We start from the raw sequence: 12,889 nt of genomic DNA, 5'->3' as shown, positions 1-12,889 counted from the left end.
CCGAACGAAATGAAAGACGCCGGTTTATCCGCGCAAACGGTCGATGGCCTGGGCCAGCGCGACATAGAGCTTGCCCATATCGGACGATAGCAGCGTAACGCCAAGGGCGCTTCCGTCGCGAGCCGACAGGATCGTCCGCAGCATGGCCTCAAAATCATGGATGTAGCGGTTCACATGATCGCGGAAGGCATCGTTGTCATCATAGAGCTGCGCCACCGAACGAGCCTCGGTCGCGTCGAGCAGGCGCACAGCGCGGCGGGTGAACACTCCGCGATCGCCCTTGAGATAGGCGGCCCAGCTTGAGTCGCTGACATCGCCGGAAAGAATCTTGGCGACATCGATCGACGCACTGTTGAGCGATTCGATCAGGACAGCCGAGCGTCGGGCGAAACTGTCACGATCGCGCGCCTCGGCGGCGTGTTCCGCTTCGGCAACACGCTTTTCAATGGCCGCGCTGGTGTCGGCGATCGTCAGGAGTTGGCGCATCAGCCGGTCCGATGCGACATGCGCCGCCTTGACTGCACGTTCAGCAACCTGCGCCACATTTTCAAGCTGGTCGTTGACGCGATCGCCCATGGCTTCACGCAACGCCTGTTCACTCGCTTCGCCCAGCTTTTCGGCGGCTTCGCTGATAGCGCGGCCCAGCGCCTGACGGGCGCGCTCTGCTGCCTGATCGGCGGTGTCCTTGACCCGCAGAAGTGCGGCAACGAGTTGCGGTCCTGCGCTGTCGGTCAGGCGGCGCGCGCTTTCATCCGCCGACTCCAGCGCCTGTTGCAGCGATGCGACCTGCTCCACATTTCCAGCAAGCGCGGCTTCGCTGCTGTCGAGCAGGCCGGAAAGGCTGCGCGCCTGTCCGCGTAGCAGTTCTTCGGCTTCCTGCGTCCGTCCCAGAATGGCGGAGGAAATGGCTTCGAGCTGCTCAATCTCCGGCGTGGCGGCGGCGATGAGCGCGCGGCTGTTGGCGATCCGTTCGTCGAGGCGGGTGAGCGCTCCGGGGTGGGTCTCGTCGAGTTCGCGCACGCTGGCGTCGAGCGCGAGCAATAGCGTCTCGGAGCGGGCGATCAGCTGTTCCGCCGTGCCGTTCCCTGTCCGCAGCGCCTGGTCGAGCCGCTCGGCGTGCAGTCCCATTGCGTCGATTGCGGCGCCCAGTCGCTCGTTGCGCTCCAGCCCGTCATCCTCGAACTGGTGGAAGCGTTCATCGACGCGGTCGATACGCGCGATCAGCGCTTGGTCAATCTCGGCGACCACCTGCTGCTGCCGATCGATAATGGCCGAAAGGGCGTGGAGGCGGGCCTCCAGATCGGATACCGTTTCGGCAAAGCCGTGGACGGATTGTTGGCCGATCGTTCCCACGGCGTTGCGTGACTGATCAATCAGCAGGTTGAGGTCCGTCATGCGCTGATCGAGATTGAGCCCGGTTTCTTCCACCGCCTGCCGCGCACGATCGATCGCCACGCCAATGCGGCTGGACGCAAGCTCGGCTAAGCCGGAAACCTCTTCCGATGCGGAACGCGTGGCATCCTGTACTTGAAGCAATTGGGCGGTCAGGCTTTGCGTCGCGGCCAGGGTACGCGCACGCGCATCCTCGGTGAGCTTCACGAGTGACGCGAGGCGCGTGTCGAGACCGTCGACCTTCTCCGAAAGAACATGGCTGCCATCGGCAAGCGTCACAGCCATGCGGGCGGCGCGATCTTCCAGCGCCGGCATAACGTCGATGAGCTGACCGAACTGGTGCGCCAGCGCGAGACCGGACCGCTCGATACTGCCCGACTGTTGCGCGGCACGCGCCGAATGCTCCGCCATATTCCGGGCTGCAACCTCCAGATTGGCGGTGGCGGATGCGCCGTAATGCTCCAGCGCCCGCGCCTGATCCTGCATGGCCTGCCTTGCGGTATCGAGCTGCTGGTTGACGATGGCCAGCCGCATGTCGAGGCTTTCCGCCTCCCGCCGCATGGCCGCGCTGACCCGCCCGAACCGGGTCGCTTCACCCAGGCTGGAGCGCATCAAGACAAGATAAAGGATGGCGATGCCGATCAAAGGGATCGAGAAATTGGCCAGCGCGGAAGGCGCGGCCTCCAATGCGGGGAGCACGAAATTACGCCGGGCGAGCAGGACCACGCCGAGTGCGATCCACGCTGCCGCCGTCAGACCAAGGGCGATCTGAGCCGCGGGCAACCACCAGGAGCGGACACCGGGTTCCAGATCTTCCGGAAAATCGAGCACATGCGAAAAGGGTGGCTTTTCGGGCTGCTCCGCCTCGATATTCAGGATCAGTTCGTCGTCGGGATCCATGTCCGGCCCCGGCGCGGATGATGCGCTGCGCATGAATTCGACTGCGTTGCTGCCCCTGTTCATGGCGGGACTGTAGCATGTTTTCCGGTTGCGCAAATCGCAAATTGCAACGCTTTGTTAACCCGCAAGGCGCTATTTGCCGATGATGTCTTTTGACTCCGGCAGTTTACATGCAGCGTTGGCTGCGGCAGTGGGCGACGACGCGGGCCTGATCGATGATTTGCGTCTGGCATTTCTCGAAAGCGCCGAGCGGCAGATCGACCTTCTCTCCCGCGCCCGGTGCGACGCGAACTGGGCCTTGGCGGCATGGCGGCTCAAGGGCCTGTGCGCCAGTTTCGGGGTCAACAGCATGATCGTGCTCGCCGAAGAAGCCGAGCAGGGCGCCCCTGGCGACCCTCGGATCCTGCGCCAGCTGCGCGCATCGCTGGATTCCCTTTCCCTCTGATACAGGGCGTATCCGTCGACCTGTAAGACCCGGCTTGCATATCCCTCGCGAGGTTGCGAAAGAGGGCTGCACAGCAATTAACGAACAGAACCATTAGAGTTCAGGCGGGTCCATTCCAATGCCCTTGGCAGCTATCATATGCGCGACCGCCGCTTCGGCCGACACGGGCGGAACTCCGCGCGGACAATTGCATTTCGCAGGACAAAGCCTGATGGAATATCAGGCACGGCAGGCTCGCGACATTGGCGTGGGGCATGTGCTTCTGCTGGTGGACGTGGTGACGCCCGCGCTGTCCCGGACCGTTGATGCGCTGAGCGCGGATGGCATGAAAGTGCAGCTGATTCGCGACATGGCGACCCTGGTGCGTGACGTACCACGCGACAGCGATGTGGTGCTGTTCGCCGATGGGGCGATCGCTGACCAGCGGTATATCGACATGCTCGCGCAGGGGAGCGGAAATATCGTGCTGGTCGCCGAAGATTCCGGATCGACCGGGCACTTCGAGCGGATCGACGGCATACATCGCTGGGTAGGTGTGGCGCGCATCGCGCCGGATGTGCTGTTCGGTACGCTGGACCTGATCGGCGACTGGGATTTCTCGCTCACGCTGCTGCGCGCGGCGGTGCAGGCGGGGGCGAAGCGGGTGACCGTCAACGCTGCCGATGTGCTGGACGGGCGCGTCGCACTGGTGGATCGGCAGGATACGGCGAATCTTGTCGCGCAGGCCCTGCTTGCACCAGCCTCGGTGGCGCAGGGGCGAAATGCGGGTGCCGAGCATTACCTTCTTGCTCCGGTCGCCGGGATGCTGACCGCCCGGCTGGTCCGTATGCAGATCCCGGCGGGGCGCGCGCGCGTCGGGGCAGGCGGGCTCGCCCTGTTTGGCCTGCTGATGGTCTATCCCGGATGGCTGTTTGTCGCTGGTCTGGTGTTTTTGGCTGCGCTGACCGCCAACCTGGTGGCCGACCAGCTGTCCGAGATGGGGCGGCGCAAGGATGGGGATGGGTGGCTCGCGCTGGTCCCTGTTTTGATTGTGCTGCCGGGGCTGGTCGCGATCGGCGCCTATGGCGGGCGATGGGATGCTGCGCTGTATCTTGCCCTGATGTCCCTTGTGATCCTGCTCGCCGTACGGCGGGGGCTGGGAGGCGCGATGCCGCGCTGGGCTGCGCTTACCCCGGGCAGTGCCCTGGTGCTGCTTCTCATCGGACTCATGCTGGCGAGCGAGCCCACCCTGGTGTTGCTCGCGACGTTGTGCGCCATCTTTTCGATTGGCCGGCTCCTGCTCCAAGCGGGAAAATCAGGCTGAAATGACAGCAGATTTCGCCAAGGTTTAGGCAATATTTACCGCGTCGCATTATATCGGGCCCGATGAGCGATCCTTCGCCACGTAACGACCGAGCGATCGCGCTCGACCTCAACTCGCTGGCGTTGCCGCTGGATGGGTCGTTTCAGCGTGCATCCGCACATGCGGTGTCGCTGAGTCGCTTCTTTCCTTCGCCGCTGCCCCCGTGGAGCGACGCGATGGTTATGCGTACGCGGCGACAGGTGGGCGGATGCGTGGCGGCGGTGGATGCCGCGCTGCGACAGGATATGAGCCGTCGGCTGCCACAGATTGAACCCGCGCTCGAGACCCTGGCCTCTGGGCATGTATGGAGCGTGATTTCCCAACATCCCGAGCTGATTAGCCCGGCGCTGTTTGCGCAATTCCGTCTGCGCGCGGCCATGGGCCTGCTGAGTGGGAGCGAAGATGGAGAGGCAGCCCGGCTGCTTCATGGTCTTGCTCAGGACGATCCGACGATTGCCGGGCAGTTGGCGACGTTGGTCACCACGCAGGCGCGGTGGAACGATCGGGGTGTGGAAGACGCTCCCATTGTCACCGACCTGCCCGCCGTTGCGATGGAGGAACTGGTCTCGCTCTGCTGTGCGGTGCTGGTGCAGGCGCTCATGTCGAGCGACATTGCACCGGTCGATCGTCTGCTCGATTGCGCGAACCACAGTTGCGATGCGATCCTCGCCCGGCATGATGAGGAGGCGGGTGCGCTTGGTGCGGCCGCCTGGCTGGCGCGGGCGATGGATGGACGCATGCTGGACGACGCCCTGCTGTGCGCGCTGGCGCAGGAGGGGCAGTTGCTGTTGTGCGCCATCCTGGCGCAGCGCTGTGCCGCGCCGCTTGATCAGGTCGGGCTAGCGTTGGTTGACGGGCGCGATGACGTCATGCTCGCATTGTGCAAAGTCGCGGACCTGCCGGACGAAGCCGCCATTCTGCTGCAGATGTATGTCGACCCGGTGCGTCCAACGCCTCGCGATGCTGCCCTGGCGGCGATGATCGACCGTTATGAAGCGATGACGGTCGAGGAGGCGCGCGCGCTGGTCGCGCCGCTGGCACTTCCCGCGAACCTCACCGACAAGATGGTCCTGATCGGCATGAAGGCGTCGGGATGACGCGGCCGTCTGCCCCGGGAACCCTGCACGCGCAGATCGGTGTCGATGGCAGGATCCTGTCGGCTGACGAAGGCGTGTTGCGCCTTCAGGCCGCGGCGGGAGGTTCTCCGGACGGGCGTTTGCTGGTGCCGCAGCTCGCCGCGATCGTGCGTCTGGCCGTACGCTTGCGCATTCTGATCGCGCGTCCCGTGGTGGCAGGCGGCGATGGGTATGACGTGAGCATGTGGGTGCGGGCGCGGCCGAGTGACGACGGCGTGCGCATGACACTGCACGACTGGCGTGAAGTACCGATGCGCGTGACGCCACCCGAAGTGGCAAGGGCACGGGCGGCGGACATCGCGCTCGCGGCGGATGGCTGGCGCTGGACGACCGACAGCGCGATGGTCTTTACGTTGGTGGAACAGTCGGCAGAACCGGGAAGCCCAAGTGCGGGCATGCCGTTCGCGGCGGCGTTCGATCTGGGCGACAAGGAAGATGGCGCAATCGTCCTGAGCCGGATCGCGGAGCGCCGCGCATTTTTTGGACAGATCGTCCGCGACGTGTTGCGTGCCGATTGTCACTATCACATTTCCGGCCACCCGGTGTTCGATCATCAGGGTGCGTTCGGTGGCTACGCAGGCAAGGCATTGTCAGTTCCGGCGCCTGCAGCCGCGGATCTCGTGGAGCCTCTGGATGCGGCGTCGGATCAGCCCGTGCTTGGCGCCATTCCCGATTTCGGCAAGCGACTGGATCTCGCGCTGCGTCAACCGCTCGGGCGCATTATCGCGAACGCCGAGACGATCAGCGGACAGCTCGAAGGGCCGCTCCGCCAGGATTATGCCGCCTATGCCGCCGATATCGCGCATGCGGGCAAGCATTTGATGGAACTGGTCGACGACCTCGCCGACCTGCAAGCCATCGACCGTCCCAACTTTCAGGTGGCGCGCGAAGAGATCGACCTCGCCGATATCGCACGGCGTACGGCCGGGCTGCTCAGCGTTAAAGGGCTGGACCGGGGTATTTCCATCGAAGCGCCGCGCAATGACGAGTCCGTTCCCGCAGTGGGCGAGTTCCGCCGGGTGTTGCAGATCTTGGTCAATCTGGTGGGCAACGCGATCCGTTACTCTCCGGAACATTCGCACATCTGGATCCGCACCGACGTCGCCGACGACATGGCCCACGTGGTGGTCGCCGATCAGGGACGCGGCATCCCGATCGAGGATCAGGAGCGCGTGTTCGAAAAGTTCGAACGGCTCGGACGGGACGATGTCGCCGGAAGCGGTCTCGGCCTCTACATCTCGCGCAGGCTCGCCCGCGCGATGGGCGGCGATATCCGCATCGACAGCGCGCCAGGTCAGGGCGCGCGCTTTATCTTGTCCGTTCCGCGCGTCTGACCGTCAACCGCCGAGCAAGGGCCAGAGCACCAGTACCAGGCCCACAAGACTCAGCATGAATGCGAACGAACGGATCAGCGGAACACCGAACCCGTAGAGCGGCAGATACACGACCCGCGCGCCCAGCCAGATCCACCCGCCAAGGATGGTCATGTCCGTCGATCGCCCGGCGAGCACGACGCCCAGCAGCGCGACGATGGCGATCGGGAAAGTTTCCTGATAATTGGCCTGCGCGCGCACCATGCGGCCCGCGACAGGCTCCAGCGGCGGAAGGGATTCGTCCCGCGCCCCCATGTTCCACTTGCTTCCATATTGCCGGGTCTTAAAATGAGCCGCGGCAAAAATGTGCACGAGAAGCAAAACCGCGCCCCACGCGGCAATGGTCAGTTCCGTCGACATCCTCTATCCCTCCACAATGCGGCGTATCTCGCCGCTGGGGATATCAAACGCCGAATGAAGAGGTGATGCAAAGAAAAAAGGCCAGCCCCGCAGGGCCGGCCTTCTTTGTCTGCTCAGACGAGAGGCTCAGCGCTTATCGACCGAGACATAATCGCGCTGCGTCGGACCCGTATAGAGCTGGCGCGGACGGCCGATGCGCTGCGCTGGATCGGAAATCATCTCGTTCCACTGCGCGACCCAGCCGACGGTGCGCGCGAGCGCAAACAGCACGGTGAACATTTCCGTTGGGAAGCCGATCGCCGAGAGGATCACGCCGCTGTAGAAATCGACGTTCGGATAGAGCTTCTTCTCGATGAAATAGGGATCGTTGAGCGCGATATGCTCCAGTTCCTTGGCAACATCGAGGACGGGATCGTTGAGGCCCAGCTTGTTGAGCACGTCGTTCGCCGTCTTCTGCATCACGGTCGCGCGCGGGTCATAGTTCTTGTACACGCGGTGGCCGAAGCCCATCAGGCGGAACGGATCGTCCTTGTTTTTGGCGCGGGCGATATATTCCGGAATGCGATCGACAGTGCCGATTTCACGCAGCATGTTGAGCGCGGCTTCGTTCGCGCCGCCATGCGCCGGACCCCACAAGCAGGCGATGCCCGCGGCGATGCATGCGAACGGATTGGCACCCGACGAGCCGGCAAGGCGCACGGTCGATGTCGACGCGTTCTGCTCATGATCCGCATGGAGGATGAAGATCTTGTCCATCGCGTCCTCGATCACCGGATCGATGACATATTCCTCCGCCGGGACCGAAAAGGTCATCCGCAGGAAATTGCCCGTGTAGCTGAGGTCGTTGCGCGGATAGACGAACGGCTGGCCGGTCGAATATTTATACGCCATCGCCGCGAGCGTCGGCATCTTCGCGATTAGCCGGTGGCTGGCGATCATCCGCTGCTTGGGATCATTGATGTCGGTCGAGTCATGATAGAACGAGGACAGCGCACCGACAACGCCGCACATGATCGCCATCGGGTGCGCATCACGACGGAAGCCACGGTAAAAGGTCGAGATCTGCTCATGCACCATTGTGTGACGTGTGATGGTCGTTTCGAAGTTTTCCAGCTCGGTCTTGTTGGGCAGTTCGCCGCGCAACAGCAGATAGGCGACTTCCATGAAGCTCGATTTCTCGGCAAGCTGATCGATGGGATAGCCACGATGCAGCAGGATACCCTTGTCGCCGTCGATATAGGTCAGACCGGATTCGCAGCTCGCGGTCGACGTGAACCCGGGATCATAGGTGAACATGTCCGTATCGGCATAAAGCTTGCGGATATCGATGACCTGCGGCCCGACCGAACCGTCGATCAGCTTATAGTCATATGTCGATCCGCCGACATTGAGTTTGGCAACACCATCCGCCATGCTTAGTCTCCCTGTATTCCTCCACCGGATATCGCCATTATAGCGTCCGACAGCCTGCCTAAAGTTTCGTCTTTCCCCAGGAGAAAGAGAACATCGAAGATGCCGGGGGAGGTCGTCCGCCCGGTCAATGCTGCCCGAAGCGGTTGGGCGACCTTGCCCAGCCCCAGGTCGGCGTTCTCTGCCACGCTGCGAATAGCCTGTTCTGTCGCCTCTAGCGTCCATTCGTTAAGAACGGACAAGGCATCGACGGACTTTGTCAAAAGCGCCAGCGCTGCCGCGTCTAGCAGAGATTGCGCCTTCTCGTCAAAATGCAAAGGGCGGTGTTCGAAAAGGAAGCGCGCGCCATCGGCGATCTCTTCCAGCGTCTTGGCGCGAGGCTTGAGCGAGGGCATCGCGCGGGACAGCAGGTCCACATCTTCGCTGCCCAATGGCGCACGCTGCATCAGCGCAGCAACGCGCGGCGCGACCAGCGTCGCGAGGCGCGCGTCATCCGCTTCCCGCAGGTAATGACCGTTGAGATTTTCCAGCTTCTTGATGTCGAAACGCGAAGGGGATCGGCCGACGCCCGTCAGATCGAACAGTTCGACCGCCCGGTCGCGCGAGATAATTTCCTCGTCGCCATGGCCCCAGCCAAGCCGCAACAGGTAATTGATCACGGCTTCCGGGAGCATGCCCATGTCGTCGCGATACGCATCGACGCCCAGCGCTCCATGCCGCTTGGACAGCTTGGCGCCGTCCGATCCGTGAATTAGCGGGATATGCGCATAGGTCGGCATGTCCCATCCCATTGCGCGGATGATTCCAAGCTGGCGGAATGCGTTGTTGAGATGGTCGTCGCCGCGAATCACATGGGTGACGCCCATGTCATGATCGTCGACCACCACCGCGAGCATATAGGTTGGCGTGCCGTCGGAGCGCAGCAGGATCATGTCGTCCAGCTCCGCATTCTGCACGACCACCCGGCCCTGCACGACGTCCTCGATGACGCTTTCGCCTTCCCGTGGCGCTTTCAGCCGGATCACGAACGGCGCGTCGGCGGGCGCATCGGACGGATCGCGGTCGCGCCAGCGCCCGTCATACCGCATCGGCTGCTTGGCCGCGCGCTGGGTCTCGCGCAGTTCGGCCAGTTCCTCTGCCGTGGCGTAACAGCGATACGCATGGCCGCTTTCCAGCATCGCATGCGCGACTTCTGCGTGTCGTTCGGCGCGGGCGAACTGATAAACGGGCGGTTCGTCCGGCATCAGGCCCAGCCAGTCGAGCCCATCCAGAATCGCGGCAATAGCCGGCTCCGTCGAGCGGGCACGATCGGTATCCTCGATCCTCAGCAGATAGGTGCCGCCATGGTGCCGCGCGAACAACCAGTTGAACAGTGCTGTGCGCGCGCCACCAATGTGCAGGAATCCGGTGGGCGAAGGCGCGAAGCGGGTAACGACAGGACGTGCTTCACCGGTTGCACTCACGCCAAAATTCTCCGACAAACGCAGCAACGGGGCGGAACACAGGGGGTGTCGCGCTTTCCGTGGCCGGGGAAAGGATTTGCCCCCCTAGCATGGGTTTTTCTTTGCCACAAATTGATGTTGCAGTGCACCGTGCGGTTGATCCCGATCTATGGGCAAGCGGGCTGGAAAGCTGGCTTGAGGAAGAGCGGGAGCAAATCGGTCTGTGGCTTCCCGTTGCACTGGGTGTGGGCGTGGTGGCGTGGTTTGCGCTGCCGAATCAATGGGGCTGGATCGGCTGGATCGCGGTGTGTTGCGGCGCGATGCTGTTGGCGCTGATCCTGCCCGCCGGAGGGCGAATACAGCGCGGACTGCTCGCAGGGGCTGTGCTGGGTGCGGCGGGATGCCTGCTCATATGGGGAAAGGCCCAGTGGGCGGGGGAGCGACCGATCGCGCGCGCCGCTTATGTCGAAATGACGGGGCGGGTGCTATCCCGGCAACTTGTTCCTGCGCAAGGCATGGAGCGGCTCATCATTGCACCAGAGCCGCTTCGTGCCGATCTCCCGCGTCGAATGCGTATCAACGTCATGGACAAGGATCATGTATCCGGACTTGATCGGGGTGCGCTGATCCACTTTCGCAGCCGGTTGATGCCGCCTGCGCCACCCGCCGTTCCGGGTGCCTATGACTTCGCCCGGAAAGCCTATTTCGATGGCATCGGCGCCACGGGTCGTGCGCTGCCGCCGGTCGCGGTGATCGAATCCGCGCCGGAGGGGGCATCTTCGTTTCGGCACCGGCTCTCTGCGCATATTCGCGCGCAACTGGCAGGGGGAAGCGGTGCCATCGCGGCGACGCTGGCGACAGGCGACACCGGCGCGATTCCGGAAGCCGATGCGGAGGCGATGCGGCGCAGCGGGCTGGCGCATCTCCTCTCGATCAGCGGGCTGCATGTCTCGGCGATGATCGGCGCAGTGATCCTGCTTGTTTACAGGACGCTGGCACTGAGCCGCAGGCTGGCCCTTAATTTGCCGCTGATGGCGATTGCGGCCGGAGCGGGTGCGTTGGCAGGTGTGGGATATACTATCCTCACCGGCGCGGAGGTGCCGACGATCCGTTCCTGCGTCGCCGCTCTGCTGGTGCTGGGCGGTCTGGCGATCGGTCGTGATTCCATTGGCTTGCGGCTCGTGGCAACAGGCGCGCTCGTTGTGTTGCTGTTCTGGCCCGAGGCACTGGTCGGACCGAGCTTCCAGATGAGCTTTCTGGCAGTGACGGTGCTGGTCGCACTGAGTGAGGCGCGATGGTACCGTGCGCTGACCGGTGCTCGTGACGAGGGTTGGGCGCGGAAATTTCTTCGATCGGTCGGCGCTTTGTTCATCACAGGACTGGCGATCGAGTGCGCGCTGATGCCGGTGGCGTTGTATCATTTTCACCAGGCGGGGCTGCTTGGGGCGTTCGCCAATCTGATCGCCATTCCGCTGACGACGGCGATCATCATGCCCGCAGAGGCCGGGGGACTGCTGCTCGATACGATCGGACTGGGCGCGCCGCTGTGGTGGATCGTCGGTCATGCACTCGACGCGATGCTGGCGCTGGCGCACTGGACCGCGGCGCAGCCGGGCGCGGTGCTGGCGCTGCCGTCATCCGCGCGCTGGGCTTTCGGCGCGGTGATGCTCGGCCTTCTCTGGATCCTGCTGTGGCGATCCCGCGCGCGGCGGTGGGGGATGGTGCCCGTCGTGCTCGGTTCGCTGGCGATTCTATGGGCTCCGGCGCCGGACCTGCTGGTGACGGGGGACGGGCGCCATATGGCCGTGCACCAACCCGACGGCAGCATGGCTCTGCTGCGCGGCAAGGCCGGGGACTATGTCCGCGACACGCTGGGCGGCGCGGCGGGGGAGGGCGCGGGAGACGGGCAGGACATGGCAGCGCTGGACAGCATTCCCGGAGGGAGATGCGGCCGCGATCTCTGTTCCCTGACCGTCGAACGCAGTGGCCGTAGCTGGCATATCCTCGCGACACGCAGCCGGGATCGATTGCCCTGGGCGCAGTTTGTCGCCGCCTGCGCGCAAGCCGACATCGTGGTCAGTGATCGGCGTCTGCCGCGGGGATGTACGCCGCGGTGGCTGAAGCTCGACCGTGCAAGCCTTAGCGAGAGCGGCGGTGTCGCTATCTATCTCGCGCGGGGCGAATGGACCAGCGTACGGCAGACGGGTGACGCGCACCCTTGGGTCATGCCGGTGCGTGGTTATAGCGGCGGCCGGCCCAGGATGGTGGCCCGCGCGGTGCCATGAAATATCAGGGAAGGAATGGCGCAATTCCGGCAGCGTATGTCTGGCGAAATGCCGGGCCCGGGTGTGCTCCGGTCCCGGCGGATACGTCCCTGTCAGTTGTACCGGCGCAGCAGCCCGGCGAGCTTGCCCTGAATGCGTACCTGACGCGGATCATAGATCTGTGGCTCATACGCGGCGTTAGCCGGGTCCAAGCGGACCTGCGCACCATTGCGGCGATAATATTTGAGTGTTGCCTCGCTGTCGTCGATCAGAGCGACCACGATCTGCCCCTCGCGCGCCACGTCCGTGCGCTGAATGAGCGCATAATCGCCATCCAGAATGCCCGCCTCGATCATCGAATCGCCCGACACTTCTAGCGCGTAATGATCGCCAGCGCCCAGCAGCGCAGCGGGAACAGACAGCATGGCCTGTCCCTCCAGCGCCTCGATCGGCACACCGGCAGCGATCCGGCCATGCAGCGGAATCTCGATCACATCGTTCGCTGCAATGGGCAGGGTTGCGGGCGGAGCGACAGGAGCGCTTTTGGGCAATGCGACCACCTTGCGCTGACGCTCTAAGCCATCCGGCAATTTCAACACCTCCAGCGCACGGGCGCGGTTGGGCAGACGTCGAATAAACCCACGTTCTTCCAGCGCGCTGATGAGCCGATGAATGCCAGACTTTGACTTGAGGTCGAGCGCGTCCTTCATCTCGTCGAACGAGGGGGACACACCACCTTCATCGAGCCTGCGCTGAATGAAAAGCAGCAGCTCCTGTTGTTTCGCGGTCAGCATGGGGCACCTCATATCGGGAACGAACGTAGAA

General features: G+C 63.7%; 10 protein-coding genes. 5 read left to right on the top strand and 5 right to left on the bottom strand.

Features of this window, described 5'->3' with window-relative positions; translation table 11 throughout:
• Nucleotides 1-24: 24 nt before the first annotated feature.
• Nucleotides 25-2,325, bottom strand: coding sequence for a coiled-coil domain-containing protein (locus tag FHS92_RS01740; protein WP_246351733.1), 2,301 nt, complete (start codon nucleotides 2,323-2,325; stop codon nucleotides 25-27).
• A 112-nt stretch (nucleotides 2,326-2,437) separates the two neighbouring features.
• On the opposite strand from FHS92_RS01740, the gene FHS92_RS01735 reads away from it, so the two are divergent.
• The 4 genes from FHS92_RS01735 to FHS92_RS01720 all read left to right on the top strand — a co-directional run bounded on the left by FHS92_RS01735 (nucleotide 2,438) and on the right by FHS92_RS01720 (nucleotide 6,549).
• Nucleotides 2,438-2,737, top strand: a complete 300-nt coding sequence (locus tag FHS92_RS01735; protein ID WP_184078684.1) for an Hpt domain-containing protein — start codon at nucleotides 2,438-2,440, stop codon at nucleotides 2,735-2,737.
• A 211-nt stretch (nucleotides 2,738-2,948) separates the two neighbouring features.
• Nucleotides 2,949-4,040, top strand: a complete 1,092-nt coding sequence (locus tag FHS92_RS01730) for a hypothetical protein (RefSeq protein ID WP_184076951.1) — start codon at nucleotides 2,949-2,951, stop codon at nucleotides 4,038-4,040.
• Nucleotides 4,041-4,102: 62 nt separating this feature from the next.
• Nucleotides 4,103-5,176, top strand: a complete 1,074-nt coding sequence (locus FHS92_RS01725) for a DUF2336 domain-containing protein (protein WP_184076949.1) — start codon at nucleotides 4,103-4,105, stop codon at nucleotides 5,174-5,176.
• The gene (locus tag FHS92_RS01720) at nucleotides 5,173-6,549 is read left to right on the top strand and encodes a sensor histidine kinase (protein ID WP_184076947.1); all 1,377 of its coding nucleotides are present in this window, start codon (nucleotides 5,173-5,175) and stop codon (nucleotides 6,547-6,549) included. The genes FHS92_RS01725 and FHS92_RS01720 overlap by 4 nt, the downstream gene beginning before the upstream one ends.
• Nucleotides 6,550-6,552: 3 nt before the next feature.
• Here FHS92_RS01720 and FHS92_RS01715 read toward each other — a convergent pair whose 3' ends face one another.
• The 3 genes from FHS92_RS01715 to gltX all read right to left on the bottom strand — a co-directional run bounded on the left by FHS92_RS01715 (nucleotide 6,553) and on the right by gltX (nucleotide 9,821).
• Nucleotides 6,553-6,948 (bottom strand): MAPEG family protein, encoded by a 396-nt coding sequence (locus FHS92_RS01715; protein WP_184076945.1) that lies wholly within the window; start codon nucleotides 6,946-6,948, stop codon nucleotides 6,553-6,555.
• Nucleotides 6,949-7,074: 126 nt separating this feature from the next.
• Nucleotides 7,075-8,361 carry a citrate synthase gene (locus FHS92_RS01710; RefSeq protein WP_184076943.1) on the bottom strand — a complete coding sequence of 429 codons (1,287 nt, stop codon included), beginning with the start codon at nucleotides 8,359-8,361 and terminating at the stop codon, nucleotides 7,075-7,077.
• 2 nt (nucleotides 8,362-8,363) lie between these two features.
• Nucleotides 8,364-9,821: a glutamate--tRNA ligase gene (gene gltX / locus FHS92_RS01705; RefSeq protein WP_184076941.1), complete on the bottom strand. Its 1,458-nt coding sequence runs from the start codon at nucleotides 9,819-9,821 to the stop codon at nucleotides 8,364-8,366.
• A gap of 122 nt (nucleotides 9,822-9,943) precedes the next feature.
• On the opposite strand from gltX, the gene FHS92_RS01700 reads away from it, so the two are divergent.
• Nucleotides 9,944-12,085 (top strand): ComEC/Rec2 family competence protein, encoded by a 2,142-nt coding sequence (locus FHS92_RS01700; protein ID WP_343056624.1) that lies wholly within the window; start codon nucleotides 9,944-9,946, stop codon nucleotides 12,083-12,085.
• 92 nt (nucleotides 12,086-12,177) lie between these two features.
• On the opposite strand, the gene lexA is transcribed toward FHS92_RS01700, so the two are convergent.
• Entirely contained in the window at nucleotides 12,178-12,858 is a 681-nt protein-coding gene (gene lexA, locus FHS92_RS01695) for a transcriptional repressor LexA (RefSeq protein ID WP_184076937.1), read from the bottom strand.
• Nucleotides 12,859-12,889: the final 31 nt, after the last annotated feature.

The organism is Sphingobium subterraneum, assembly GCF_014199435.1.
Classification (GTDB): domain Bacteria; phylum Pseudomonadota; class Alphaproteobacteria; order Sphingomonadales; family Sphingomonadaceae; genus Sphingobium; species Sphingobium subterraneum.
This window is presented reverse-complemented; position numbering and strand designations above follow the sequence as displayed.